This is a genomic window from Paratractidigestivibacter faecalis (genome assembly GCF_003416765.1).
Lineage (GTDB): Bacteria > Actinomycetota > Coriobacteriia > Coriobacteriales > Atopobiaceae > Paratractidigestivibacter > Paratractidigestivibacter faecalis.
Genome location: NZ_QSNG01000001.1, coordinates 1,193,778 through 1,220,250 on the forward strand (window position 1 = coordinate 1,193,778; position 26,473 = coordinate 1,220,250).

The window sequence follows — 26,473 nt, forward strand, 5'->3', positions numbered from 1 at the left end:
CCTCGACCTTCGCCCTGGTCAGAGCCCGTCCCTCTCGACCAGGGCACGCAATTTTTTTAGGTAGGCCACCTCGGTCTCGAGCCTTCGGCAGCGCTCCTCGAGCTCCTCCTCGCGGGTCCGCGGCCTCGCCTTGGAACCGCTCGGCCGGCCCTTGGGCCTCGGGCGCAGGGCCTCCGCGCCGCCCCGGCGGTATAGCGCGCACCACTTCTTGAGCGGCGACATCGACATTATGCCGAACGCCGCCATCGCCTCGGCCTTCGTCATGCCGCCGTCGACCACGGCGGAGGCTGCGGCGACCTTCTGCTCGTATGTGTACCTGGCCTGCTTGCCGTCCATGGATAGCAGCACCCCGCTTCCGAACGACCGGTATACGCAGAGCCATTGTCTCACGGTTCCGCGCGGGACCGACAGCGCCTTCGCCGCAGACTTGTAGCCGTTGCCTCGCTCGAAGAGCCCGATCGCCGCCTTCCTGGCCTCGATGTCGTGCTTCACCCTCAAGTCGACACGCATAAAAAGCCTCCCATTTCTCGTGTCCAAGAAATGGGAGGCAGTTCACAACGGGGACGGGAGAGCTTTCGCGGGAACCCAGAACGGGCGGGGCGGAAGGCCTACTGGGCCTGGCCGCCCGACGCGGTGTCGGTGCCGGACGTCGCGGCCTCTGACGACTGAACGTCAGAGGCGGAGCCGGAGGTCACGCCCGTCCCGGCCTCCACGTCCTCGGAGTCGATGGAGCGGTAGCTCGAGCCCGTGCTGGACGGGACGCGGACGTTGATGAAGGTGACCTTGCCGGGATGCGCCGCCAGGATCTCCTTGGCGATTGCCTCCTTGGAGGAGACCTGCGTGGCGGACCCCAGGGAGATCTCCACGCCGCTGGCAAGCGTGCAGGAGATGTTGTCGGCGCTGGGGGCCGAGTAGCTCACCACCTGGGCCGAGAAGTCCGCCGAGAAGCCGTCGCGGAAGGTGCGCACCGCCGCGAACACGTCGTCGGTCGCCTCCGAGCCCGACTTGGGGCTGACCGACGAGGGGACGTCGGTGATGAGAAGCACGCCCTCCGAGGTGGCCTGCGCGAGGGCCGCGTCATTGACCGACTGGTTCTGCGCAACGGTGACCTTGGTGGGCTGGATCCAGCTTCCTGAGGTGCCCAGGTACCAGGCGATGGAGCCCGCGTTCATGACCACCAGGGCATCCGTCGACTGCTCGTTGACCACCACCCTGAGGGTGTCCGGGAACTGCCGCTCGAAGCTCACCGAGCCCACCCAGGGGTCCTTCTTGAGGCTCGCCTCGATGGTACTGCCGTCAAAGTTGAGCAGCGTGGCCCCGTCGGGTACCGCCAGGAGGTTCTTGATGTCGGACTCGGTCACGTGCTCGGTGGGCTCGCAGACGACGTTCTGGATGGCAAAGGCCGACGAGCTCCTCAGCACGAAGTACGCCACGACAAGCACCACGGCCAGCACCGCCACGCCGCCCACGACGCCGACGACGGCCTTGGCGCTCTGCCCCCTCTGGTAGCGCTCGCGCCGCTCCTTGCCGCCCTGGGGCGCACCCCTGCGTGCCGCGGCGGCATTGTCGAGAAACGCGGGCCTGCCCATGGCGGCCTTGGCCTTGGGCGCTCGCTGCGGCCGCGCCGCGGGTCTCGCCGCGGGCCTTGCCGCTGGGCGCCCCGTCGGCCTTGCCGCGGGCCTCGCCGCCTGGCGGGGGCGGGACTGCGCCCTGCCCTGGGCCGGCAGGGCCCTGCCGCGGGGAGTCCCCCGCCTGCTGGTGTCTCTTGCCAAGGCCCCTCCTACGCGCCGAAGCCGAGCAGCTTGACCTCGCACGCGAGGTCGATGTCAAAGCGGTCGCGCACGGCGTCATGGGCGCGCCCCATGAGGCTCACCACGTCGGCCGCGCTGGCGCGGCCGGTGTTGACGATGAAGTTGGCGTGCTCCTCTGAGATCTGGGCGCCGCCAGCCATGGCCCCCTTGAGGCCGCAGCTCTCAATGAGGATGCCGGCCGAGCGCTCGGGAGGGTTGCGGAAGACCGAGCCGCAGCAGGGCCTGCCCATGGGCTGGGAGGACCTGCGGCGGCGCAGGCGCGCCTCCATGTCCTCGGCAATGGCCTGCTTCTGGCCCCGCTCCAGCTGGAAGGTGGCCTCCAGGACGATCTCGCTCGTGGGGATGGACGTGCAGCGGTAGCCCCACTGTATCTCCGACGCCTCGTAGCGGTGCAGGCCCTCGCCCGGACGCAGGGTGACCACGTCGCGGACGCGCTGGCCGATCCACTCCCGGCGGGTGCCGGCGTCCATGGAGACGGCGCCGCCCACGGTGCCCGGGATGCCCACGCAGCTCTCCAGGCCGGAGAGCTCGGCCTTCAGGGCCTCGTTGACCACGCGCGAGAGAAGGGCGCCCGCGCCGGCGGTGAGAAGCCCGCCCTCGCCCACCTGGATGCGGGAGAACTCGTCGTCCAGCACGATGACGCAGCCGTCGTAGCCCGCGTCGGCAGCAAGGACGTTGGAGCCCTTGCCCAGGATGACCCACTCCACGCGCTCCTCGGCGAGGACCGAGACCACCTTCAGCAGCGCGGCGTAGCTGTGGACCGTCACGAAGAGGCCCGCCGGACCGCCGATGCGATAGGTGGTGTGGTGGGCCAGGCGCTCGTCTCGCCTGACGTCGGCGTCGATGGCGCCGGAAAGGCTCATGTAGGCGTTGAACAGGCTCAAGCTAGGCCCTCTTTGCGTCGCGGGCCCTCATGGCCTCGACGAAGGCGGGGCCTATGGTGGTGACGTCGCCGGCGCCCTGCGTGATCAGAAGGTCGCCGGGGCGGACAAGCTCCACCAGGGCGTCCACCAGCTCGTGGCGGTTGGGGACGTACTCCACGTCCTTGGAGGCGTCGTGCTCGCGCACGCTGTTGACGACGGTCTTGCCGGAGACGCCCGGGATGGGCTGCTCGCCGGCCGAGAAGACGTCCATCACGCGCAGGACGTCGGCGGCGTCGAAGGCGCGGCCGAAGTCAGCGGCAAGGGACTGCGTGCGGCTGTAGCGGTGCGGCTGGAAGACGCAGACGATGCGGTCAAAGCCCAGCTCGGAGGCTGCGCCCAGGGTGGCCGCGACCTCCGTGGGGTGGTGGCCGTAGTCGTCGACCACGGTGACGCCGTCGATGTCCGCCACGTGGGTGAAGCGCCTGCGGGCGCCCTTGAACTCGGACAGCGCGGCCGCGGCGGCATCGAGGTCGGCACCCACGGCGTCGGCGACGGCGATGGCGGCCGTGGCGTTTGCCATGTTGTGGCGGCCGGGATTGGCCTTGATGGTCACGCGGACGGTGCGGCCGCCCGGGCAGACGACGTCAAAGGTGCTGGCCAGGCGGTGGGAGCCGCTGGCCTCGACGGGCACGCAGCGGAAGTCCGCGCCCTCGCCGAAGCCGTAGGTGACCACGCGGCGGCCGGTGGAGCGGGCGAGCTCGACGTAGTGGGGGTTGTCGCCGAAGATGACGACGGTGCCGTCCTCGCCCACGAGGTCCATGAACTTGCAGAAGGTCTTCTCGATGTTCTCGAGCGTGCCGTAGTGGTCGAGGTGGTCCGCCTCGATGTTGGTGACCACGACCACGTTGGGGTTGAGGTAGAGGAAGGAGCCGTCGGACTCGTCGGCCTCGCAGACGAAGTAGCCGCCGTCGCCGTTGCGGCCGTTGGTGTCATAGCCCTCGACCACGCCGCCGATGAGGAAGGACGGGTCCATGCCAAGGCGGTCCATCATGGTGGCGACCATGGAGGACGTGGTGGTCTTGCCGTGCGTGCCCGCCACGGCGACGGTCTTGGCCGCGCCGGAGAGGTAGGAGAGCATCTTGGCGCGAGGCCAGATGGGAATGCCCAGCTCGCGGGCGCGGACAACCTCGGGGTTGGACTCGGGGATGGCCGTGGAGGTGACCACGACCTCGGGCATGGCGGCGTCGATGGTGGCCGCCTCGTGGCCGATGCTCACCGGGATGCCGGCCGCCTCGAGCTCGCGGACGTAGTGGGAGTGCTTGAGGTCGCTGCCGGTGACCTTGCAGCCGCGCTCGTGCAGGACGAGGGCGATGCCGCTCATGCCGGCGCCTCCGATGCCAATGAAGTGGGCGCTCTTGACGGTCTTCTGAACGCTGGTGTCAGCCATGTGTCTGCCTCTTTGGGTCGAGCGGTCATGGACGCGCAGGCGCTGCGGTGAGCGTCTGCATCTCATCCACTCTAGCCCAAAACGGCGGCGCGTCCTATGCCCCAGCCACACTCTCCACTTGGTCTGCGAGGGAGGAGGCGGCCTGCGCGGAGCCAAGCCCGCGGGCGGCCTCGCGCATGGCCGCGCGGCGCTCGGGCTCGTCCAAAAGGCCCGTCAGCGCAGACGAGAAGGACGCGCCGTCCAGCTCGGCGTCTGGCACCAGCAGGGCGGCGCCGGCGTCCACGAGGTAGTGGGCGTTGGTGGTCTGGTGGTCGGCCGTCGCGTGCGGGTAGGGCACGAGGATGGACGGGGCGGCAAGGGCCGCTATCTCCGCGATGGAGGAGGCGCCGGCGCGGGAGACCACAAGGTCGGCGGCGGCAAGGGCCTCGCCCATGTTGGAGATGTAGGGCATGACCTGCCAGCGGGCGGCTTGCTCGTCGGTGAGGGAAAGCGCCTGGCGCACGTAGGCCTCGTCGTCGGCGCCCGTCGAGTGGACGATGACGAGCCCGGGGCGGGCGAGAAGCTCGTCCTTGAGGGAGCAGACCGTCTCGTTGAGATGGTGGGCCCCCAGGGAGCCGCCAAAGACCAGCAGCATCGTGGCGCCCTCGGGCACACCGAAGGCGGCGCGTCCGGCCGGGCGGCTTGCCTCCACGACGCTGCGGCGCACCGGGTTGCCGGTCACCACGTGGGCCTCCGCCGCGCCCTTGCCCTCGAAGGCGGAGAGGGCCTGCGGCAGGGCGCAGCAGACTCGCGCGGCGTGCGCGGCGCACATCTTGTTGGCAAGGCCCGGCACGGAGTTCTGCTCGTGGAGCAGGTAGGGCACGCCGTTCTTGCGGCACCACTCAAGGAGCGGTACCTCGACGTAGGCGCCAAAGCCCAGGCAGACGTCAGGGGCGCCCTGCTCGGCAAAGGCGCGTCCGAGGGCTCCCTTGGCCCTGGAGACCATGGCGAGCGACTGCACTGCCGTCCAGGGGCGCGAGCGGTCGAAGCCCTGCACGTGGATGGGGATGAGTGGGAAGCCGGCCTCGGGCACGAGGCGTCCCTCGAGCTTTGCCGTCTGCCCGACGAAGGAGACGCTGTGGCCGCGGTCGCGCAGCTCCTCGGCAAGCGCGAGCGCCGGGTTGATGTGGCCGGCGGTGCCGCCCGCCGCGATGGTGACCTTCAGGCTCTTGGCCATGTGCTTCTCCCCTCTTGCGGGGCGTCCGGCAGAGGCCGGCGCCCCGGTTGCTATCTCCTGGTCCTGGGGCCGTCGGAGCCGCCGCGCAGGCGGTCTGAGGCCGACGGGCCGAGGTCTATCCTGCGCCTGCCGTTGGCGTCCGTGGTGACGCGTCCCCTCTGCGGTCGGGCCTGACCCCTCGAGCGGCCCTGGGCGCCTCCGGCGACCACGCGGAAGGGCGAGCCCGCCTGGGGCTGGGCCGAGCCCGCGCCGCGGCCCTGGGCCTCCTGGCGGACTGCGCCCCGGGCAGAGCGGGGGCGCGCGTCGCTCACGAAGGTGAGGCTGCCGGGGTCGGACTCGTCCGCCACCTGCTGCCAGGTCCTCCTGGTCCGGTCGTGGACGGTCTCGGGCAGGCTGGAGTGGACGGACACGGAGACCAGGGCGCCCACGATGAGCAGGCTCGCCATGATGGACGAGCCGCCGTACGAGAGGAACGGGATGGGCTTGCCCGAGAGCGGGAAGATGCCGATGACGCCGCAGACGTTGAGCAGCATCTGGAAGGCGAGAAGCGAGGTGCATCCCACGGCGACGAGGCGGCCGGAGAGGTCGGAGGCGCACCGGGCAATCTTCATGCCCTGCCACGCGATGACGCCGAAGGCGGCCAGGACGCCGAGGGTGCCCACCAGGCCGCACTCCTCGCCGATGATGGCGAAGATGAAGTCGTTGTGGGCCATGGGCAGGTAGGAGTACTTCATGCGAGACATACCGATGCCCACGCCAAACAGGCCGCCGGAGCCAAAGGCGTACTGGCCCTGGGCCAGCTGGTAGCCGTCGTTGTAGTAGTCCTGGAAGGGGTCGAGCATGATCTGGATGCGCCTGAGCGAGTAGGAGTCCTTGACGGAGAGGAAGACCATGCCCGCCAGGGCGACGAGGGCGATTATGCCAAGGTACCTGCGGTCGAAGCCGGCAAAGAAGAGCATGGCCAGCAGCGCCACGCCGATAACCATGGTGGTGCCCTTGTCGGGCTGGACCACGATGAGGACCAGCGGCAGGACGGTGGCCAGGACGCCGTTCTTGACGAACTGAGCGTCGTCGATGGTGCCGTCGTCAAAGCGCTGCTGGCAGACGCCCGCCGCAAGCCAGACGATGCCGATCTTGGCAAACTCGGAGGGCTGCAGGTTGCCGATGAGGGGCAAGCTGATCCAGCGGCTCGCGCCGTAGGTTGACTGGCCCGCGATGGGCGTGAACACCAGGACGAGCACGACGACCATCGCGGTCCACATGGGCATGGACGCGCGTCCGTTGGTGAACTCGTGGTAGTCCACCTTGGCCAGCACGAAGGCGGCGACGCCTCCCAGGGCGATGAACTGCAGCTGCTTCTTGAGGTAGTAGGCGGGGTCGTTGCCCAGCGCGTCGGAGGTGAGCGAGCTGATGGAGGAGGCCGAGTAGATCATGAGGCAGCCAAAGGCCGTGAGGAGCACGACCGTGGCGATGAGGATGAGCCGCGGGCGCATGAAGCGCTCCGGCACGCCGAAGATCTTCCTCTCGGTCCTCTGGACGGCACCGCCGACGCCGCCCTTCTCGCCGCGCCTGCGGGCCGCCGGGCGCGGGCGGGAGGCACCCGCCTGGCCGGACCTGGCCTGCGACGCCGCGGCGCGCCGGCCAGCGCTCCTCTGATAGGTTCCCGTGACAGCCAAGCCCTACTCCCCGTCCTGGCCGAGGCCGGCCACGAGGTCCTTGAAGAGCCTGCCGCGCTCGGCCATGTTGCTGAACTCGTCGAAGGACGAGCACGCCGGCGAGAGGAGCACGGTGTCGCCCGGACGGGCGGCCGCGACGGCGGCGTCGAAGGCCTCGCGCATGTGGGGCGCGCGGATGACCTGAACGGCAGAGCCCGTGGCCCTGCGGGCCTGCTCGACGGAGCGGGCGATGCGCTCGCCCGCCGCGCCAAAGCAGACGGCGGCGCGGCAGGTGCCGCACACGGCCGCGGCGAGGCTGGCAAGGTCGGTCATCTTGTCGTGCCCGCCCAGCATGACCACGATGGAGCCGGCCCCGAAGGCGGTGAGGGCCTTCTCCACGGAGTCGGTGTTGGTGGCCTTGGAGTCGTTGACAAAGTGGACGCCCGCGTGGGTGCCGCAGGGCTCGATGCGGTGCTCGATGGGGTTGAAGTCGGCAAGGCCGCGCACCAGCGCCTCGTCGGAGGCTCCCAGGTGCAGCGCGCACGCGGCGGCGGCAAGGGCGTTCTCCCAGTTGTGGCGGCCGCGGATCTTGAGGGTGCCTGCGGCCAGGAGCTCGTGCTCAACGCCGGACGCGCGGACGACGAGCATGCCGTCGCGCACGAAGGCGGCGTCGGCGGAGGCGGGCTCGCCCTCTACGGAGAGCTCGCAGGTGGCCACGCCGCGGGCGATGAGGCGGTCGCGCACCGCGCGGCACCAGTCGTCGTCCACGCTCACAATGGCCAGGTCGCCCTCGCCCAGGTTGGCGAAGACCTTCTCCTTGGCGGCGGCGTAGGCCTCGAGGGAGCCGTGCCACTCCACGTGGTCGGGCGTCACGTTCAGAAGCGTCGCCACGCGGGGGTGGAGCAGTCTGGTGGTGGCCAGCTGGAAGCTGGAGAGCTCCGCCACAAGCCAGCCGCCGGCCGGACGGGAGGCAAGCTCGCCGGTGATGATGGTGCCGATGTTGCCCACGGCCTCGGCGCCCATGCCCGCGACCTGCAGCAGGTGCGTGGTGAGCGAGGTCGTGGTGGTCTTTCCGTTGGTGCCCGTGATGGCCACCCAGCGCTCGGGGCTCTCGCGGAAGGCAAACTCGGGCTCGCCGATGACCTCCCTGGCGCACGCGCGCGTCGCGGAGAAGAACGCGGAGAACTCCGAGATTCCCGGGGAGGCCACGGCGAGGTCGTAGCTGCCGGCCACGTCCTCGGTGCCCAAGACGCACCTCACGCCCTCGGCCTCGAGCTCACGGGAGAGGTCGCCCTCCCTGGAGGAGGCGCCCCCGTAGAGGGTCACCGACGACACGCGCCCGGGGCCCTGGGAGGCCAGGTAGCGGCAGACCGCCGCGCCCGTCCCGCCCATGCCCAGGACGAGCACGTCACCGAGGTACTTCTCGCCAGATGCAGCCATGCGTGCGACCTTTCCTAGCCGAGCTGGAAGTAGAGAGCGAAGCCGAGGGCCGCGAAGGCGGCCGAGACGATCCAGAAGCGGATGACGACCTTGGTCTCCGCCCAGCCCTTCTTCTCGAAGTGGTGGTGGATGGGGGCCATGAGGAAGACGCGCTTGCCCGTGGCCTTGAAGCTCACGACCTGGATGATGACGGAGACGGCCTCGGCGATGAAGAGGCCGCCCATGATGAGGGAGGTCACCTCGGTCTTGGTGAGGATGGCCAAGGCGGCGAAGGCGGCGCCCAGGGCAAGGGAGCCCGTGTCGCCCATGAAGATGGTGGCCGGGTAGCAGTTGTGCCAGAGGAAGCCCACACAGGCGCCGGCGATGGAGGCGGCAAAGATGGCGAGGTTGATCTCCTGGTAGCGGAAGGCGACCATGGCCATGACGAGCATGACCACCATGGTGCAGCCGCCCGCGAGGCCATCAAGGCCGTCGGTGAGGTTGACGGCGTTGGACAGGCCCGCCATGAGGAAGAAGACGAAGACGAGGTAGATCCAGGGCACCGTGAAGGTGACGCTGCCGATGGTGAGGGTGCTGGAGAGCACGCCCAGGTCGAGGACGAGGCCGCCCGGGAAGCGCAGCTCCGGGGAGATGCCGATGACGTTAACCGCAACCAGGCAGAACGTCACCGAGATGAGGATGAGGCCGGCCATCTTCTGGGGCGGCGTGAGGCCCAGGGAGCGCTTGTGGGCCACGGACTCGATGTCGTCCAGAAGGCCAAGCGAGCCCGTGACCAGCGTGGCGACAAGGGCCAGGACCAGGTCGGGCGTCCACTTGGCAAGAAGGACGCAGGTGAGCACGATGCCCAGCAGGATGACGACGCCGCCCATGGTGGGCGTGCCCTGCTTGATGAGGTGGCGCTGGGGGCCGTCGGCCCTGACCTGCTGGCCCAGGTGCTCGTGCCTCATCAGCCTGATGAAGGGCGGCATGAGCAGGCAGGTGATGGCGGCAGAGACGAAGACCGCCAGGAAGACCTGGTAGGTGGGGTATGCGGGGTTGCCGATCACTGGGCAAGCACCTCCTTGACGAAGCCGTCGAGACCGGCGGCGCGGGATGCCTTGACGAGGACGAGGTCGCCCTCGGAGAGGATGGGGCCGAGCGTGGCCGCGGCCGACGCCACGTCGGGGAAGACCTCGAGCGCGTCCTCGGACTGGCCGACCGTGCGGGCGGCCTCGGCCATCTGGCCAGCGAGATCGTGGCCGATGAAGACCAGCAGGTCGAGGCCCTTGGCCGCCGCGTAGGCGCCCACGTAGCCGTGGAGGCGCCCCTCGTCGGCACCGAGCTCGCCCATCTCGCCCAGGACCGCGATGCGGCGGCCGGAGCAGGCCATCTGCGCGAGGACGTCAAGGGAGGCCGCCATGGAGTTGGGGGCGGCGTTGTAGGAGTCGTCGATGACGCGGGCACCCGAGGGGGCCGTCTGCACGTCAAGGCGCATGTGGGTGGCGGGCATGCGCTCGATGGCCTCGCAGGCCAGGTCGCGGTCCAGGCCGAGCCTCCAGATGACGGAGAGGGCCAGCAGGAAGTCGGGCACCACCTGGCGTCCGGGCACGGAGAGCGTGACCTCGCGGCTCCAGCCGTCGGAGCAGCTTGCCGTGAGCGTGGCGCAGCCCTCGGCGGACAGCGTCACGCCGAGGACGCGCACGTCGTCCTCGGCGCGGGAGCCGGCCATGAGCACGTCCACGCCGGCCGGGCGGGCAAAGCCATCAGCGATGAAGGGCGTGTAGTCGTTAGCGCTGGTGAGGGTCAGGGTGCGGCGCAGCTCGCCGTGGTCGACCAGGCCTCCCACGACCTCGGCCTTGGCGCGGGCGATGTTCTCGCGCGAGCCCAGAAGCCCGATGTGGCTCGTGCCGACGTTGGTGATGACGGCCAGCGTGGGCTGGCAGGCGGCGGCAAGGCGGTCGATCTCGTGCGGGTGGTTCATGCCCAGCTCGCAGACGAGGACCTCAGTGTCCTCGGGCGCGGAGAGCACCGTGAGCGGCAGGCCGATGAGGTTGTTGAAGTTGCCAGCGGTGGCGTGGGTGCGGCGCTGGGAGGAGATGCCGCAGCGCAGCATGTCCTTTGTGGTGGTCTTGCCCACCGAGCCCGTCACGCCCACGACGACCCACTCCGGGTGCATCCGGCGCCACAGGGCCGCGGCGCGCAGCATCCACTCCTCGCAGTCGTCGCCCTCGGCGCGCACGACCCAGCAGCCGCGCCCGCGCGCCGCCTCGAGGTCGGCCTCGGACACCTCGGCGCTCGCGACCACCAGGGCGGCGCCCGCCTCGATGGCGGAGCGCACGTAGGCGTTGCCGTCCACGCGCTCGCCGGCGAAGGCCACGAAGACGGAGCCCTCCCCGACCGCGCGGGAGTCGATGGTCACCTCGCCCGCGACGTCGGCCGCGCCCCTTGCGAGGATGCTTGCGCCGGTGGCGTCAACGAGCTTGCATGTGCTGATGCGCATCTTGCTTCACTCTCCTTGGTGCTAGTTGGCGGGCGCGATGCCCAAGATGGCCACGGACTGCTGCATGACATCGTGGAAGATGTGCGCAGCGGAGCCCAGGGCCAGGTGAGATGTTCCGTTGAGGCCCGCGTAGACAAGGACCTCGGGGTCATCGGCGTTGGCAAAGCCGCACAGCGAGGCTACGTAATAGTAGCCCTCGTAGCCGTCCGAGCCGTCCTTTGCCTGCTCGCCCGTGCCGGTCTTGCCGGCAATGTCATACCCCTCCACGGCGCCGTTCTTGCCGGTGCCGTCGGTCATGACGGCGCGCATGGCGTCGATCTCCTTCTCGCAGGCCTCGGCGGAGATGGCCTGGCCGCCGCTGGGCCAGTCGACCTTCTCGCCGGCCTTGGCTATGAGGAAGTGGGGCGTGGTCAGCGTGCCCTGGTTGCCCACGGCCGCAAACGCGCGGATGATCTGGATCATGGGGATGGCCACGGACTGGCCGAAGGCCATGTAGCCGGCGGTTGTGCCGTCGTACTCGTCGTAGGACTTGACGATGCCCGCCGTCTCTCCCGGGAAGTCGATGCCGGTCTTCTGGCCGATGCAGAACTTCTCCACGCCCTCCGCAAAGCGCTTGGGGCCTATGACCTCGTTGGCGAGAAGCGCCATGGCGGGGTTGGAGGAGTGCTGCAGCATGTAGCGAACCGTCATGTCCTCGGCGTAGTCGCGGCCGTCGTCGTCCTGGACGTAGTTGTCGCCCAGGGTGTAGCGGGCCGGCACGTTGTAGACGGTATCAGGCGTGTAGAGCCCGAGGTCGAAGCCGGTGGACGTGGTGATGACCTTGAAGACCGAGCCGGGCTCGTAGGACTGCGAGACGAGCTTGAGGTCGAGGGACGAGGAGTCAGTGAGGTTGGAGAAGTCCGGCAGCGGTGTGGAGCAGGCGGCGTAGATCTCGCCGGTCTTGGGGTCGCTCACCATGACCGAGCCAGACTCGGACTGGTAGGTCTCCACGCCCTCGGCGATGATCCTCTCGGCCTCCTCCTGGAGGTCGATGTCGATGGAGAGCATGATGTCCGTGCCGTCCTGGGCCTCGGTGACCTCGGACGTGCCGCCGGCGATGGGCGTGCCGCCCAGGCCGGTCTCCATGATCATCTGGCCGTCGGTGCCGGTCAGGATGTCGTTGTAGTAGTACTCAAGGCCCGAGAGGCCCGTGCCCTCGCTGCCCACGAAGCCCAGGATCTGGGCGCCGGTGCTGCCGTAGGGGTAGACGCGCTTGGAGTCCTTGAGGTAGTAGATGCCCGCAAGGCCCTGGTCGGAGAGCTCTTGCTTGATCTTGTCGGCCACGTCCTGGTCCACCTGGCGCTTGATGTAGCGGAAGGTGGTGTCGGCGGTGAGGTCGCCCACATAGTCGGAGGCCACGCCGCCCAGGTTCTGGGCAAGGACCTGCGCCACGGCGGAGGCGTTCTCCACGACCTTGGGGTTTGCGTAGATGGTCTGGCACTCCACGCTCATGGCGAGGACCTTGCCGTTGCGGTCGTAGATGGTGCCGCGGCGGGCGGTTAGTGTGACCACGTTGGTGCGGCGGCTCTCGGCCTCGGAGGCAAGGCGCGGGCCATCCACCACCTGCAGCCAGAAGAGGCGCAGGGCGACGGCCGCGACGATGACGCAGAGAAGGCCCAGCAGCACCTTGCGGCAGGCGTCGAAGTCAGCGGGACCCTGCCCGCCAGGCCCACGGCGCCCGGCGCGGTACGTGACGCGAGGGGCCTCGTCGTACGAGGCCCCCGGCATCTGACGCCGCCCGCGGCGGCCCTGTCTGTCTCTAGTAGTTGACACGGGGAAAGAGTCTACGCCACGCCCTGGGCGGAGGCGTCCTCGGCCGCGGACTGCGCAGCATCCCCATCAGCCTGAGCGGCCTGCCCGTCGGAGGGGGCGGCATCGGCGGAGGCCGCGTCGGCGGCGCCGATGGTCACGGTCTCGGTGTCGGTGGAGAGGACCATGCCAAGGTTCTGGGTGGCGATGCGGCTGATGCGGGCGTTGGAGGAGAGCGCGGAGCGCTCGATCATGAGGCTGTCGTTGGTGGTCTTTGCCTCGCTTATCTGGGACTTGAGGGTGGCGTTTCCCTGGAGCGCCGCGACCGCGCCGGACGTGAGGGCGACGCGGCAGGCGCCAAGGGCGAAGAAGACCAGGGCGCAGGCGACTACCGCCTTGACGCGGGCGAGAAACTCCGGGGCCACGCCGCGGCGGGCGCGGGCGTCCAGCCCACCGCCGGAGACGACCTCGAAGGAGGGGCGCTCCTGTGGGAGGGCGTATCCCCTCTCTATGTACTCCTCGTTTGCGACGGCCGAGCCCTGGTACCTCATTTGATATTCCCTGCTATCCGACGGACGCGTGGCCCGCTGCATGTGCGTTCAAAACGGTGTCAGGAAGCTGGGAGCTTGAGGGATAGTTGAGTGTTCCTCAAAGGTTGCTTGAGCGTTCCTTAAGGGTGCAGATTAACTAGGTTGAATGTTTCGGTGGTGCTGCGTTGTGGTGCGTTTGGGGTGCGTTGGTGGTGTGTGTTTGGTCTGTTTGCCGTGCTATGGAAGACGGCCTTTCGACCGGCATCCTAGAAATCTGACCCCGAGGGATCGAGCTTCACCGCAACCCTCGTGAGGGCGCTTCTCGACCTTGGGTTGGAAGCGACCTCCTCAGGGGTGGCGACAAGAGCCTTGCGCGTCTTGACTCTGACGATCGGCACGTTGCCGCAGACGCACACCGGAAGGTCCGGTGGGCAGGTGCAGCCCTGGGACAGCTCCGCGAAGACGTGCTTGACGATGCGGTCCTCGAGGGAGTGGTAGGCGATGACGCAGATCCTGCCACCCGGGTTGGCCCACCTGACGGCGGCCCTGAGGCCCCGGTCCAGCACCTCGAGCTCGTGGTTGACCTCGATGCGCAGGGCCTGGAACGTCTTTCTCGCCGGGTGCCCGCCACTTCTCCTCTTGGCAGCCGGGATGGCCGCCTTGATGACGTCGACGAGCTGGAGAGTGGTCTCGATGGGGGCCTTGGCCCTCGTCTCGCAGATCCTCCGGGCGATCTTGCCCGCAAAGCGCTCGTCGCCGTATACGCGGAGGATTCGGGTGAGGTCAGCTTCGTTGTAGGTGTTTACGACCTCTTGTGCGGTTAGGGTGTTGTTCCCCGAATCCATGCGCATGTCCAACGGGGCATCCTCGTGGTACGAGAAGCCCCTCTCTGGGATGTCAAGCTGGGGCGAAGAGACGCCCAGATCGAAGAGGAAGCAGTCCACGCCGGGGACCTCCGCCTCAACGAGCAGGCGGTCGAGGTCTCCGAAGTTGCCCTTGAGCGGAAGGAAGTCCGCCTCCGGCACCTCGCGCGAGAAGCGCTCGGTTGCCGCCGCAAGGGCCATGTCGTCCTGGTCGATGCCAATCGAGAGGCCGTTCGGGGCCACCCTCCTGGCGAGCTCCACGGAGTGTCCGGCCCCACCGAGGGTGCAGTCGCAGACCACCTCTCCCGGCTTTGGGTCGAGCTCTCTGAGGACCTCCTCGAGCATCACGGGTACGTGCCGATATTCGCCTGTCAAGGTGCTCACCCGCCCTTCCTAGTCGTGGTACAGGAGCGACTCGAGGTCCATCTCGAAGTCGGCCTGCTGCCTGTTCCACTCCTCGGTGTTCCAGACCTCGAAGTGGTCGTCAGCACCCACGACCGTGACGTCAGCCACAAGGCCGAGCTTCTCGCGCGTGCCGGGCTTGACGTCGAGCTTGCCGAGCGCGACGCGTCCGGCGGAGTCGACGTCGATCTCCACGGCGCTGCCCATGAGGCCGCGCTTGAGCATGACGTCCTTGCGGTTGCGGGGGTCAAAGTGGTGGTCTCCGTACTCAAAGAGCCCGTCGACCCACGCCTTGAAGCCCTCGCGGGTGAAGCCGTTCACGCAGCCATCGAAGGGGACGAGCAGAATGGTCTTGTTGGTCTCGTCGACCAGCTGCTTGCGGAACACAGCGGGAAGCGTGACGCGGCCCTTGGCATCCACGGACATCGGATAAGCGCCAGTGAGCATGTCACCCTCCCCTCAGGACGTATCTGGACGAGCCCCCGATTGGAGCGTGGAATCACTATACGTCATTTGCCCCACTTCGCCACACCAAAAAACACCTTGCGACACAGAAGGCGTCCTTTGGACCGCAGAAGGGGGTCGGCTGGACTGAAGCGACCCAACATCTTGGGGAGCGAACGCCCGTTTGCACCAAAGCCGCGCACAAGGCGTTCACAAGTGCGCAGGCAATTGTGATGAACCCATGAATCCGCAGGTAGATACATGCGTTTGTCGCCGTTTTTACGAGAAGCCCCTGGTCAGCCAAAGCGCAGCCAGGGGCTTCTCTGAGGCGTCGCGCGGGCCCGTCCGGCCCGGTGGGGCGCCGTCCCACATGTGGTGTGGCAAGGTGTGGGGCGCCGTCCCACACCCAGTGGGGCGCCGCCCCAGAGGCTACTCGCCGAGGTGGGCGCGGGGGTGGGCCGCGAGGTAGACGCGGCGGATGTGGGAGCGGTCCAGGTGGGTGTAGAGCTGGGTGGTTGAGATGTCGGCGTGCCCCAGCAGCTCCTGCACGGCCCTGAGGTCCGCCCCGCCCTCTAGAAGATGCGTGGCAAAGCTGTGGCGCAGGGTGTGGGGGTGCAGCCCCTTGATGCCCGCCACGCGGCCGTACTTCTCGCAGATGGCGTGCACGGACTGGCGAGAAAGGCGTCCGCCATGGACGTTGAGGAAGACCGCCGGCGTGGGCATGCGCCCCACGAGCGCCCCTCTCCCCTCCTCCAGGTAGGCCCGCAGGGACGCGGCGGCCGTCCCCAGGATGGGCACGAGCCGCTCCTTGCTGCCCTTGCCAAAGACGCGCAGCAGCTCCTCGTCGAGCAGGACGGCGCGGCGGTCGAGGCCGCAGAGCTCGCTCGCGCGCAGGCCGCAGCCGTAGAGGACCTCCAGGACGGCCCGGTCGCGCAGACCTGCGGGCGTCTGGGGGAAGGGCTGGTCAAGCAGGGAGGCCGCCTGCTCGCGCGAGAGCACGTCCGGCAGGCGCGAGGGCTTGGCCGGCAGCGGCATGTCCGCCGTGGGGAGCTCGTCGCAGACGCCCTCCAGCACCATGAAGCGGTGGAAGCCCTTGATGGCCGAGGCCGCGCGCTCAAGCGAGGCGGGAGAGAGCCCCACCTCCGAGAGGGCCCCCAGGTGGCGCTCCACGTCGGCGCGCGTGACGTCGGTCGGCTCCACGATCTTCTCGCCCGCAAGCCAGTCCAGGTAGCGGGTCAGGTCGCGCCGGTAGGCGGCCACGGTGTTGGGGGAGCTCCCCCGCTCGACGGCGAGGCAGTCGAGGTACTCGCCGAGTGCGCCTGCAAGGTCCATGCGGCCTTCCCTCCCCTGGTCCAGGCGGCTGATCGCCGCACAAAAAAGGCCGGGCCCGGCAGAAAGCCAGGACCCGACCCAAACGTTACCTCATTCCGGCGCTCCGGGAAGCCCTAGGCCTCCGGCTCGACCTCGTGGCGGTCGCAGCCCTCGTGGCGGGCGATGGACGCGCGGACGAACTCGCGGAAGAGCGGCGCGGGCTTGGTCGGGCGGCTCTTGAACTCGGGGTGGGCCTGGGAGGCCACGAACCACGGGTGGACGTCCTCGGGAAGCTCGACCATCTCGACCAGGCGCTCGTCCGGGGAGAGGCCGGAGATGACCAAGCCGGCGCGGGTCAGCTGGTCGCGGAAGGCGTTGTTGACCTCAAAGCGGTGACGGTGACGCTCGTAGACCAGGGACTCGCCGTAGGCCTCCTCGGCCAGCGTGCCGGCCTTGACCTTGCAGGGGTAGGCGCCCAGGCGCATGGTGCCGCCCTTGTCGGTGACGTCCTCCTGGTCGGGCATGAGGTCGATGACGGGGTAGGCGCAGTCCGGCACGAACTCGGTGGAGCTGGCGCCGGGCATGTCGGCCACGTTGCGGGCGAACTCGCAGACGGCCACCTGCAGGCCCAGGCAGACGCCCAGGTACGGGATCTTGAGCGTGCGGGCGCGGTGGGCGGCCGCGATCTTGCCCTCGATGCCGCGCAGGCCAAAGCCGCCGGGCACCAGGATGCCGTCGGCGCCGCCGAGGACCTCCTCGATGTTGTCCTCGGTGAGCTCCTCGCCGTCGATGAGCTCGATGTCCATGTGGCGGCCGTAGTAGACGCCGGAGTGGTGAAGGGCCTCGATGATGGAGAGGTAGGCGTCGGGCAACTGCGTGTACTTGCCGACGACGCAAATCTTGGTGACGTCGTCCTTCTTGTTGGCGGCGTGCATGGCGTTGGTGAACTTGTACCAGCCGCTCATGTCGCTCTCGCGCGGGTCGAGGCCCAGGCGCTCGCAGACCTTGGTGTCAAAGCCCTGCTCGGCGAGGTGGGCCGGGACGTCGTAGATGGAGGGGCAGTCGGAGTTCTCGAAGACGCAGCCCGGCTCGACGTCGCAGAAGCTGGCGATCTTGGCGCGGATGTCGGCATCAACCTCGTGGTCGGAGCGGCAGACGATGAAGTCCGGCTGCAGGCCCATGGAGCGCAGCTCGCGCACGGAGTGCTGGGTGGGCTTGGTCTTGACCTCGTGGGCGGCGGAGATATAGGGCACCAGGCTCACGTGGATGAGGCAGCAGTCAGCCATGCCCTTCTCCTTGCGGAACTGGCGGATGGCCTCGACGAAGGCCTGGCCCTCGATGTCGCCGATGGTGCCGCCCAGCTCGGTGATGACCACGTCGGCACCGGTCTGCTCCTCGATGCGGAAGAAGCGCTCCTTGATGGCGTTGGTGACGTGCGGGACCACCTGGACGGTGCCGCCAAGGAAGTCTCCCTGGCGCTCGCGCGCGATGAGGCTCTGGTAGATGGCACCGGTGGTGAAGTTTGAGTTGCGCGTGAGGTTCTCGTCAATGAAGCGCTCGTAGTGGCCCAGGTCCAGGTCGGTCTCCTTGCCGTCCTCGGTGACGAAGACCTCGCCGTGCTGGAACGGGCTCATGGTGCCCGGGTCGACGTTGAGGTAGGGGTCGGCCTTCTGCATCATGACCTTGTAGCCACGAGCCTTGAGCAAACGGCCGAGGGAGGCCGCCGTGATGCCCTTGCCAAGGGACGAGACGACGCCGCCGGTCACGAAAATGTGCTTTGTCATGTGGGGACCTTCCCGTAGTGAGCCCTTGCGCACCACCGTGCGCATCTTCTACGGGTCTTCATCCTAGCACCGCGCCGGGACGCCGGAACCCCTGTAATTTCCCGCTCATAAAGACGTAACGAAACGGCGAGAAGGGCGGCGCGCGGACGCGGTGCTTGGGCGAAGGGTGCCATTGGGGACGGGGCGAACGGCATGCCCGGGCGGCCTACGCCGGCAGGGCCATGATCTGGTCGAGCTCGGCGTCCAGCTCCGGCATGCGCTTGACGCGCGACTTGCGCACCAGGTGGCCGCGGGCGAGCACGTGGAGCGGCTCGCGCAGCGCCGAGAGGTCATCCAGGGGGTTGCCGCGCGTGAGCAGCAGGTCCGCGTCCATGCCGGCCGCGACGGTGCCGCAGACGCCGCCGAGGCCCAGCAGGCCGGCGTTGACCTGCGTGGCCGTGTGGAGCGCGAAGGCGGGCGTCACGCCCACGTACTTGGAGAAGTACGCGAGCTCGCGCCACGTGTCGTACTGCGTGACGTAGGGGCAGGAGGAGTCGGTGCCCAGGCCCACGGGGATGCCCTCGTCCAGGGCCTGGCGGGCGCTCTCGATGATGCCCTCGCAGACGATGTCCCCGTTGACCTTCTGCACGTCGGTGGAGTGGGTCTTCTCGGGCGGAAGCTTGACGAAGGGCAGCGCCGGGGAGATCGTGCAGGTCACGGAGGCCGGCCTGCCGGCAAGCTGGGTCCCGGCCGAGCCGTGGTAGAGCCCCACGATCTCGGGCGTCATCTTGGCGCCGTGCTCGATGGTGTCCACGCCGGCGAGAAGCGCCTGGCGCACGCCCTCGGTGGACTCCACGTGCGCCATGACGGGGAGCCCCAGCCCGTGGGCCTGGGCACAGGCCGCACGGGCGACCTCGAGCGGCATGCGCACCACACCGGGCTCCCCGGGCTCGGTGGCGTCAAAGACGCCTCCGGTGATGAAGAGCTTGATGACGTCGGCCTTGCGGGCAAAGAGGTCGCGCACCATGGCCGCGGCCTCCTCGGGCGCGTTTGCCACCTGGGCAAAGAGCCCGGCGCCGTGCCCGCCGGGGACGGTGATGCCCGTGCCGGGGGCAACCAGGCGCGGTCCCTCCAGACGCCCGGACTCTATGGCATCGCGCACGGCAAGGTCGCCGAAGAGCGGGTCTCCCGCGCCGCGGACGGTGGTGACGCCGCTCGCAAGCTGCTGGCGGGCGCTTCCCGCGAGCACGCGCCGCACGATGGCGCGGCCGGGGGCGTTGTCCAGGCGGCGCATGAGGTCGCCGGCGTTGCCCGCCGAGACGGGCTTTCCAGACCCGCAGAGGTGGACGTGCATGTTGACCAGGCCCGGCATGAGGTAGGCGCCGCCCATGTCCATCTCGCGGGCGCCCGAGGGAACCCGCGCGCAGGCGGCGGGCCCCACCCAGGAGATCTTGCTCCCCTCGGTGATGACGGCCATGCCGCGCTGCGGCTTCATGTGCTCACTGCCGTCCAGCAGCGTGACGTTCAGAAGTGCGTAGGACTCGTTGGCTCCCTTGGGCATGCTCTTCTCCCCTGCTTCCTGGTCGCGTTGGCGTCTGCGCTGGGGAGAAACGATAGCACGGGGGCGCGGCCGTCCCCGGAGAGGCTCCGCGGGCGGCCGCGCCCTTCTCGCCTGCGGCTAGAGTCTGCGGAGAACCACCTCGGTGGTGGTTAGCCAGGCGAGGGCGCCGGCCTCGATGGCCGCGCGGTCGCCGGCGGCGTAGGGGTTGTCGCAGGCCACCCAGTCGCGCCAGGCCTCGTCGTTGCAGGAGAGGTCGCGGATGCGCTCGACGCGCACGTCGCCCTCCGCCGCGAAGAGGCGCTCCCAGCGCCCACGCGGCCAGAGGTACTCCAGCTGCTCGGGCGTCCAGGAGCAGGAAAGCTCCGGCGGAAGCGCGCCACCGAAGTCGGCGACGTCGCAGCTCAGGCCCGAGATGGCCAGGTAGATGTGCGCGGCCAGAAACGCCGAGGTGAGGCCGCTGCCGCTGCCCAGGTCGAGCACGAGGGAGCCGGGCGCCAGGCCGCTGCCGTGCGCCGCGGCGTCGTCGAGGGTCTCCTCGCAGAGCTTGAGCGGGTTGGGGCCCATGATGAGCTCGTGCACGAGGGCGGAGTCGTAGCCGTTGGAGCGGCTGAGGGGGTTGGGACGGGTGGACATACCGTCTGGCATAGTGATTCTCCTTGTTCTGCGATAGGTTTTTGCCACAAGAAAACCGGCCGCCTTGCGCGGCCGCCTCCGGGCTCTTCAGTTAGCGCGTGCGCCGGGCACGCTACCTATCGGACAAGGTTCAAAAAGACATCCCCTTGGATGGTCGGGCGACGAGGCCTCTCCCCGTCACGCTCTTCTCGCTGGCATACCACGGCGAGAAGTGCGGCGGAGTGGGGCCTTTTAGCCTTGCCCACGGCTAGGCCACGCCCTCGCCGCGGGAGGGGTCGGCGGCGCGGCGCTCGCGCATCAGGGCGCCGGACTCCTTGCCGGTCATGCGCTCCACGCGCAGGCGCAGGACGCGGGTCTTGCCAGCCCAGTGGGAGATCTCCTCTCGGCACTCCTCGGGGTGGCCGACGTTGAATGCCTCGCCCATGAACATGAGATCCTTCTCCTGCTCGGCAGGGTCGTCTACGACCTCGATGGCGCCGAAGCAGATGACGCTGCGGTAGCGTGTGGTGTAGTCTGCCGGGACAACCTCGTCGGCGTCGATGACGCAGAAGGAGGCGTTGGGGTTGGCCGCAATGAGCTCGTGCTTGTGGCCCTCCATGGCGCCGCGGAAGGTGACGACGCCGTCCCGGTAGGCGTAAGACATGGGCACGGCGTAGGGCCACTCGTCGGGCCCGCCCGCCAGCGCCAGCACGCCGGCGGTGCCGCGGCGGAGCACCTCCACGCACTCGTCCTCGGTCAGGGCCTGCGCGGCGCGGCGCATCTTGTGGACGTTCATGGGGTCTCCTTGGGTCTCGTTGCCGGGAAGGCCACTATACCCCGCCGCGTGCTTCTCGCCTGCAGGGTGCCGTCAATCTGCAAGGTTACCAGGGTAAGATTTGGCCCCAAACACCGCAGATCGACGGCGCCCCAGGCGGCGGAGCGGAGGCCCGCCTGCCCGCGGATGCCCTCGCGGCGGGCGAACCACAGCGTGAGCACCACCAGCGAGAAGCCCAGCAGCACCAGCAGGGCCACGCACAGGCGGCGCCTCGCACAGGTCAGGGCGCCGGCGGGCGCGGCGGCGGTCTTCTCGCTCACGTTCTTCTCCTCTGGGACTGGGCGGCGGCATATGGCCACCCATCCTGGCGCACCGCGGGAGGGGCGCGCCGGCGGCGCTACTGCTCCGCGATGAGGCGCTTGTCCACGAGCTCGCGCGGCTGCTTCCAGATCTTCCAGGAGAGCCAGGCGCAGCTGCCGGTGAACAGCAGGTCCAGCAGGACGTCCACGCCCACGGACGAGAGCCCACCGGCAACGGCCACGCTGACGACGGTCTTGGCGACGTCAAAGGCAAGCGAGGCGGTGACGATGACGAAGAATGGCACAATCTTCTGGGGACGGTTGGAGCCCCAGATGCCCAGGCAGCCCACGAGCACGTTGGCGGCGGCGGTGAGAAGCCCCACCACGACGCCCGTCACGAGGTCGGAGCCCTCGAGGCCCAGGTCGCGCGCGAGGTCCGCGCCGGCGCTGCCGCCGGTCACCGCAAAGGCCGTCACAGCCAGGACCGCCACGACGACGCCCAGGATGGCGCCCTTGACCAGGACGACCTCGGCCAGCAGGTGAAGCGTCCGCTGGCGACCGGTGCGCAGGAAGACCTCGCCCTTGACGCCGGCCTCGTGCTCCTCGGCCACCTTGTCGGCCAGCTGGGAGCACACGAGCACGTAGGTCACCGTACTGGCGAGTACCACGGGGTTGAAGAGCAGGAACATGCCCATGCCCCAGCCCCAGACGATGGCAACGAGCACCACGAGACCGACGAAGTAGCAGAGGAAGCGGTACGGCCCAACGCGCGAGGAGTCGTCGGCCGCGCGAAAGCCGAGCCACGCGGTGAGCAGGAGCAGGCCGGCCGCGGCGAGGATGATGCCGCCGTAGGTGAGGACGGTCCACATGCTCTCCTCAGCAAGCCCCAGCTGGTCTTGGTTGAGAAAGACCAGCACGGCGCCCACGACCACCTGGCCTCCCAGAAGGGCCATGATCGCCGAGACCACGCGCAGGGTGACCTGCGCGGGCGTCCGGGGTATGGAGGGCCTGACGTCTGCCATGTGGGGCTCCTTGGTCCTGCCCGCGCCGGGGCGGGCACTTCTCGCCTGAATCTACTCTGAACGAGTATACCCAGCGCCAGCGATCCCGCCGTTTGCATGTGCTTTTGGACGCTGGGAGCGGCCCTAGCGACCAAATTCACATGCAAACAGCGGGGCGACAGGCGGCGAGAAGGGCGCGACGGCCGAGGATGCCCTAGAAGTCCAGGCGGACGGGGATGCCCTGGCTGGCCATGTACTCCTTGACCTGGCGGATGCTGTAGGTGCCAAAGTGGAAGACGCTGGCGGCCAGGACGGCGTCGGCCTCGCCGTCGATGATGCCCTCGGCAAAGTGCTCCAGCGTGCCCACGCCGCCGGAGGCGATGACGGGGATGTCCACCGCACGGGCGACGGAGCGGGTGAGCGGGATGTCGAAGCCGTCCTTGGTGCCGTCGCGGTCCATGCTCGTGAGCAGGATCTCGCCGGCGCCGCGGCGGGCGGCCTCCTCGGCCCAGGCGACCGCGTCGATGCCGGTGGGGATGCGCCCGCCGGCCAGGTAGACCTCCCACTTGTCGGAGGTGCCCACCTGCTTTGCGTCGATGGCCACGATGACCGCCTGGCTGCCGAAGGCCTCGGCGCAGGCGGTGATGACGCCCGGGTCCTTGACCGCGGCGGAGTTGATGGAGACCTTGTCCGCGCCGGCGGCGATCATGGAGCGGCAGCCCGCCACGTCGCGGAAGCCGCCGCCCACCGTGTAGGGAATGCGCAGCTCACAGGCCGCGCGCGAGGCAAGCTCGATGGTGGTCCTGCGGTCGTCGGAGGTGGCGGTGATGTCCAGGAAGACCACCTCGTCCGCGCCCTCGCGGTCATAGCGGCTGGCCAGCTCGACCGGGTCGCCCGCGTCGCGCAGGTCCACGAAGTTGACGCCCTTGACCACGCGCCCGTCCTTGACGTCCAGGCATGGGATGACTCTCTTGGTAAGCACTTTGGATCCTTCCCCTCGACCCGGTCGGCCAGGTTTCTCGCCAGGCGAGTCGCGCAGCGAGCGAACGTAGTGAGCGCCGAGCCGGGCGAGAAACCCGACCGACCGGCGCCGCGGGCTAGGCCCTCGCCGACTTCAGCGCCTCTGCCAGCGAGAAGCTCCCCTCGTAGAGGGCGCGTCCGGTGATGGCGCCCTCGATGACGTCAGGCCCGGCAGCGGCAAGCGCGTGGACGTCGTCCAGCGTGGAGATACCGCCGGAGGCCACCACGGGAAAGCCGCACAGGGCGGCCAGGCTCCGGTAGGCGTCTACGTCGACGCCGGTCTGCATGCCGTCTCGGTTGATGTCGGTGAAGACCAGGTGGCGGTAGCCCAGGCCCGACAGGCGGCCCACGAGCTCGGAGAGCGAGACCCTCTCGCCCTCTCGCCAGCCGTTGACCTTGACCACGCCGTCCTTGGCGGCCACGTCCGCGACGAGAAGCTCGCCGAACTCGGCGGCCGCCCGCTCGGCGAAGGCTGGGTCGCGCACGAGGGCCGTGCCAATGGCGATGCGACGGACGCCGAGGTCCACCAGGCGGCTCACGGCGGCCATGGAGCGCACGCCGCCGCCGCAGTCGACGCTCACGCCCGCCACCTGGCAGATGGCGCGGATGGCGGCCGCATTTGCCGCGCAGGCCTCCTCGTCCTCCTCGAAGGTCGCCGAGAGGTCCACCACGTGGATCCACTCCGCGCCGGCCGCGGCAAAGTCACGTGCCACGGAGGCCGGGTCGTCGGAGTAGACGTCCATCTTGGAGCGGTCTCCGCGCTGCAGGCGCACCACGCGACCGCCCACGAGGTCGATGGCGGGAAACAGGATCATCTTCCACCCCCGCGCACGAGATCCACGTAGTTCCTGAGGATGGTCAGGCCCACCGCGGAGCTCTTCTCGGGGTGGAACTGCACGCCGTAGACGTTGTCGCGCCAGACGGCGGAGGCAAAGCTGCGCACGTAGTGGGTGCGACAGGTCACCACCAGGGGGTCAACGTCCTCGTCGAGCGCGTAGGAGTGCGTGAAGTAGGCGTTTGCGCCCTCGGGCACGCCGCGAAGAAGCGGGCAGACCCGGCCGTGGGGCGTGAGGTGCACCTGGTTCCAGCCCACGTGCGGCACCTTGAGGCGCCCGCGCAGGCGAGAGACGCTTCCCGGCAGCACACCCAGGCCGGCCGCCCAGCGCTCGGGATCGTCCGGCCCGTGCGGCGCGCCGTCGCAGCGCTCGTCCCCACGCTCGAAGAGGAGCTGCAGGCCCAGACAGATGCCCAGGAACGGCACGCCGCGGCCGATGGCGGAGAGGATCGCCTCGTCCTGGCCGCTCTGGCGCAGGTAGGCCATGGCGTCCTCGAAGGCGCCCACACCCGGAAGCACCACGCCGGCGGCCTCGGCGATGCGGGCCGGGTCGTCGGTGACCTCGGCCTCGCCACCCACCTCGGCAAGCCCACGGGCCACCGAGAGGAGGTTTCCCTTGTGGTAGTCGACCACGACGATGGGCGCGCTCACGAGAGGCTCCCCTTGGTGGAGGGGATGGCGCCAGCGGAGCGGAAGTCGGGCTCCACGGCCTCGCGCAGGGCGCGGGCGAAGGCCTTGAAGGTGGCCTCCAGGATGTGGTGGGCGTTCTCGCCGCAGACCAGGCGCAGGTGGAGCGTGATGCCGGCGTCTCGGGCGAGACCGGCAAAGAACTCGTGGCCGAGCTCGGTGTCGAAGCTGCCCACCTTGTCGGGGCCGATTGCCACGTCCCAGAAGAGCTCTCCCCTGCCGGAGATGTCCACGGCGGCCATGACCAGGGCCTCGTCGAGCGGCACCATGACCGAGCCGAAGCGGCGGATGCCGCGCTTGTCGCCCAGGGCCTCACGCAGGGCCTGGCCCATGACGATGCCGGTGTCCTCCACGGTGTGGTGGTCGTCGACGTAGGTGTCACCCTTGACGCGCAGCGTCAGGTCGATCATGGAGTGGCGCGCCAGGGCGCAGAGCATGTGGTCGAAGAACCCCACGCCCGTCTCCACGTCGGCGACTCCGGTGCCGTCGAGGTCTATGGAGAGCCCGATGTCAGTCTCTGCCGTCGCACGGACGACCTTTGCGGTGCGGGTCATGCTTCCTCCCTTGCCAGGATGGACAGGGCGTCCAGAAGTCGGTCGTTCTCCTCGCGGGTTCCCACGGTCAGGCGCAGGCAGTCGGCCAGGCCGGGCGCGTAGCTGAAGTCTCTCACAAGGATGGAGTACTCGTCGCGCAGGCGGGCGCGGACGCGGCTGGCGCCGGGCAGGCGAACCAGCAGGAAGTTGGCCGCGCTGGGCCAGACCTCCACGCCGGGGATTGCCACCAGCCCCGCGGCCAGGCGCTCGCGCTCGGACACCACGTCGGCCACCACGCCCACGAGCTCCCGACGACGCGAGACCGCCGCGGCGGCCACGGCCTGGGCCAGCACGTCCTCCGAGTAGATCTGGCGGATGGAGGCCAGGGCGCCTATGACGGCCGGGTCCGCCACCAGGTAGCCCGCGCGCAGGCCCGCCAGGCCAAAGGCCTTGGAGAGGGTGCGCAGGACCATCAGGCGGGGGCAGCCCGCCACCCAGGAGACCAGGCTCGCGTCCTCCCCCAGGTGGGACGGGGTGCCGGCAAACTCCACGTAGGCCTCGTCCACCAGCACCAGCGCGTCGGTCTCGTCCAGCAGACGCCGCACCAGGGGCGGGTCCAGCAGGTTGCCGGTGGGGTTGTTGGGAGAGGTCAGGATGACCAGCGAGGCGCTTCTCGCCGCGTCCACCAGGGCGTCCGCGTCAACCTCGAAGGTCCTGGCGTCTCGCCAGACCTCCACGCAGGGCGTCTCGCACATCTTGGCGAAGTTGGCGTACTCCGAGAAGTCCGGCGGGCAGGTGACCAGCGCGTGGCCCGACCCGCCAAAGGTGAAGAGCAGGTTGAAGAGCAGCTCGTCGCCGCCGTTGCCCACCATGACGTTGCCGCGCTCCACGCCGTGCCACGCGGCGAGAAGGTCGCGCAGGTCGTTGGCCATGGGGTCGGGGTAGCGGTTGAGGGCGCACGAGACCGCCGCGGCGCGCATGGCCTCGGTGACGGAGGCCGGCAGCGGGTGGGTGTTCTCGTTGGCGGAGAGGTTGATGCGGCAGGGCGTGAAGGCCGGGTCGTAGGGCTCGAAGCCCGCCAGGGCGGGCCTCACGCGGCCGGTCACGTCGAGCGGGCTGGCGTCGCGGTCGGCCATGG

General features: G+C 69.2%; 25 protein-coding genes. All 25 read right to left on the reverse strand.

Annotated elements, in window-relative coordinates:
* Positions 1-18: 18 nt before the first annotated feature.
* Positions 19-510, reverse strand: coding sequence for a helix-turn-helix domain-containing protein (locus DXV50_RS05325; protein WP_117204406.1), 492 nt, complete (start codon positions 508-510; stop codon positions 19-21).
* A gap of 98 nt (positions 511-608) precedes the next feature.
* Positions 609-1,772: a cell division protein FtsQ/DivIB gene (locus DXV50_RS05330; protein ID WP_147556689.1), complete on the reverse strand. Its 1,164-nt coding sequence runs from the start codon at positions 1,770-1,772 to the stop codon at positions 609-611.
* 8 nt (positions 1,773-1,780) lie between these two features.
* Complete coding sequence (gene murB / locus DXV50_RS05335; protein WP_117205170.1) at positions 1,781-2,695, reverse strand: UDP-N-acetylmuramate dehydrogenase; 915 nt, start codon at positions 2,693-2,695, stop codon at positions 1,781-1,783.
* Between the two features lies 1 nt (position 2,696).
* The gene (murC, locus tag DXV50_RS05340; RefSeq protein WP_117205172.1) at positions 2,697-4,121 is read right to left on the reverse strand and encodes a UDP-N-acetylmuramate--L-alanine ligase; all 1,425 of its coding nucleotides are present in this window, start codon (positions 4,119-4,121) and stop codon (positions 2,697-2,699) included.
* A gap of 94 nt (positions 4,122-4,215) precedes the next feature.
* A complete protein-coding gene (murG, locus tag DXV50_RS05345; RefSeq protein WP_117205174.1) occupies positions 4,216-5,337 on the reverse strand; it encodes an undecaprenyldiphospho-muramoylpentapeptide beta-N-acetylglucosaminyltransferase in 1,122 nt (373 codons plus the stop codon).
* A 50-nt stretch (positions 5,338-5,387) separates the two neighbouring features.
* Complete coding sequence (locus DXV50_RS05350) at positions 5,388-7,013, reverse strand: FtsW/RodA/SpoVE family cell cycle protein (protein WP_232817464.1); 1,626 nt, start codon at positions 7,011-7,013, stop codon at positions 5,388-5,390.
* A gap of 3 nt (positions 7,014-7,016) precedes the next feature.
* A complete protein-coding gene (gene murD / locus DXV50_RS05355) occupies positions 7,017-8,432 on the reverse strand; it encodes a UDP-N-acetylmuramoyl-L-alanine--D-glutamate ligase (protein WP_117205175.1) in 1,416 nt (471 codons plus the stop codon).
* A gap of 14 nt (positions 8,433-8,446) precedes the next feature.
* Complete coding sequence (mraY, locus tag DXV50_RS05360) at positions 8,447-9,478, reverse strand: phospho-N-acetylmuramoyl-pentapeptide-transferase (protein ID WP_117205177.1); 1,032 nt, start codon at positions 9,476-9,478, stop codon at positions 8,447-8,449.
* A complete protein-coding gene (locus tag DXV50_RS05365; RefSeq protein WP_117205178.1) occupies positions 9,475-10,911 on the reverse strand; it encodes a UDP-N-acetylmuramoyl-tripeptide--D-alanyl-D-alanine ligase in 1,437 nt (478 codons plus the stop codon). Before DXV50_RS05365 ends, mraY begins: the two co-directional genes overlap by 4 nt.
* 21 nt (positions 10,912-10,932) lie before the next feature.
* Positions 10,933-12,678 carry a peptidoglycan D,D-transpeptidase FtsI family protein gene (locus DXV50_RS05370; protein WP_117205180.1) on the reverse strand — a complete coding sequence of 582 codons (1,746 nt, stop codon included), beginning with the start codon at positions 12,676-12,678 and terminating at the stop codon, positions 10,933-10,935.
* A gap of 56 nt (positions 12,679-12,734) precedes the next feature.
* Positions 12,735-13,250 (reverse strand): cell division protein FtsL, encoded by a 516-nt coding sequence (locus DXV50_RS05375; protein WP_157966968.1) that lies wholly within the window; start codon positions 13,248-13,250, stop codon positions 12,735-12,737.
* 245 nt (positions 13,251-13,495) lie between these two features.
* On the reverse strand, positions 13,496-14,467 hold the full coding sequence (gene rsmH, locus DXV50_RS05380) for a 16S rRNA (cytosine(1402)-N(4))-methyltransferase RsmH (RefSeq protein WP_117205998.1): 972 nt from the start codon (positions 14,465-14,467) through the stop codon (positions 13,496-13,498).
* 18 nt (positions 14,468-14,485) lie between these two features.
* Positions 14,486-14,941, reverse strand: a complete 456-nt coding sequence (locus tag DXV50_RS05385; protein WP_117205184.1) for a division/cell wall cluster transcriptional repressor MraZ — start codon at positions 14,939-14,941, stop codon at positions 14,486-14,488.
* Positions 14,942-15,367: 426 nt separating this feature from the next.
* Positions 15,368-16,270, reverse strand: a complete 903-nt coding sequence (locus tag DXV50_RS05390) for a site-specific tyrosine recombinase (RefSeq protein WP_117205186.1) — start codon at positions 16,268-16,270, stop codon at positions 15,368-15,370.
* 113 nt (positions 16,271-16,383) lie between these two features.
* A complete protein-coding gene (locus tag DXV50_RS05395) occupies positions 16,384-18,033 on the reverse strand; it encodes a CTP synthase (protein WP_117205188.1) in 1,650 nt (549 codons plus the stop codon).
* 205 nt (positions 18,034-18,238) lie between these two features.
* On the reverse strand, positions 18,239-19,573 hold the full coding sequence (locus DXV50_RS05400) for an amidohydrolase family protein (protein WP_117205190.1): 1,335 nt from the start codon (positions 19,571-19,573) through the stop codon (positions 18,239-18,241).
* A gap of 117 nt (positions 19,574-19,690) precedes the next feature.
* On the reverse strand, positions 19,691-20,218 hold the full coding sequence (locus DXV50_RS05405) for a hypothetical protein (RefSeq protein WP_198666413.1): 528 nt from the start codon (positions 20,216-20,218) through the stop codon (positions 19,691-19,693).
* 235 nt (positions 20,219-20,453) lie between these two features.
* On the reverse strand, positions 20,454-20,981 hold the full coding sequence (locus tag DXV50_RS05410) for a pyridoxamine 5'-phosphate oxidase family protein (RefSeq protein ID WP_117205194.1): 528 nt from the start codon (positions 20,979-20,981) through the stop codon (positions 20,454-20,456).
* On the reverse strand, positions 20,978-21,280 hold the full coding sequence (locus tag DXV50_RS05415; RefSeq protein WP_117205197.1) for a hypothetical protein: 303 nt from the start codon (positions 21,278-21,280) through the stop codon (positions 20,978-20,980). Before DXV50_RS05415 ends, DXV50_RS05410 begins: the two co-directional genes overlap by 4 nt.
* Positions 21,281-21,357: 77 nt before the next feature.
* The gene (locus DXV50_RS05420; RefSeq protein ID WP_117205200.1) at positions 21,358-22,281 is read right to left on the reverse strand and encodes a hypothetical protein; all 924 of its coding nucleotides are present in this window, start codon (positions 22,279-22,281) and stop codon (positions 21,358-21,360) included.
* A gap of 193 nt (positions 22,282-22,474) precedes the next feature.
* Complete coding sequence (gene hisF / locus DXV50_RS05425) at positions 22,475-23,242, reverse strand: imidazole glycerol phosphate synthase subunit HisF (protein ID WP_117205203.1); 768 nt, start codon at positions 23,240-23,242, stop codon at positions 22,475-22,477.
* Between the two features lie 115 nt (positions 23,243-23,357).
* Positions 23,358-24,095, reverse strand: a complete 738-nt coding sequence (locus DXV50_RS05430; RefSeq protein ID WP_117205205.1) for a 1-(5-phosphoribosyl)-5-[(5-phosphoribosylamino)methylideneamino]imidazole-4-carboxamide isomerase — start codon at positions 24,093-24,095, stop codon at positions 23,358-23,360.
* A complete protein-coding gene (gene hisH / locus DXV50_RS05435; protein ID WP_117205207.1) occupies positions 24,092-24,766 on the reverse strand; it encodes an imidazole glycerol phosphate synthase subunit HisH in 675 nt (224 codons plus the stop codon). The genes DXV50_RS05430 and hisH overlap by 4 nt, the downstream gene beginning before the upstream one ends.
* A complete protein-coding gene (gene hisB / locus DXV50_RS05440) occupies positions 24,763-25,356 on the reverse strand; it encodes an imidazoleglycerol-phosphate dehydratase HisB (protein ID WP_117205209.1) in 594 nt (197 codons plus the stop codon). Before hisB ends, hisH begins: the two co-directional genes overlap by 4 nt.
* A complete protein-coding gene (gene hisC / locus DXV50_RS05445) occupies positions 25,353-26,471 on the reverse strand; it encodes a histidinol-phosphate transaminase (protein ID WP_117205211.1) in 1,119 nt (372 codons plus the stop codon). Before hisC ends, hisB begins: the two co-directional genes overlap by 4 nt.
* Between the last annotated feature and the right edge of the window lie 2 nt (positions 26,472-26,473).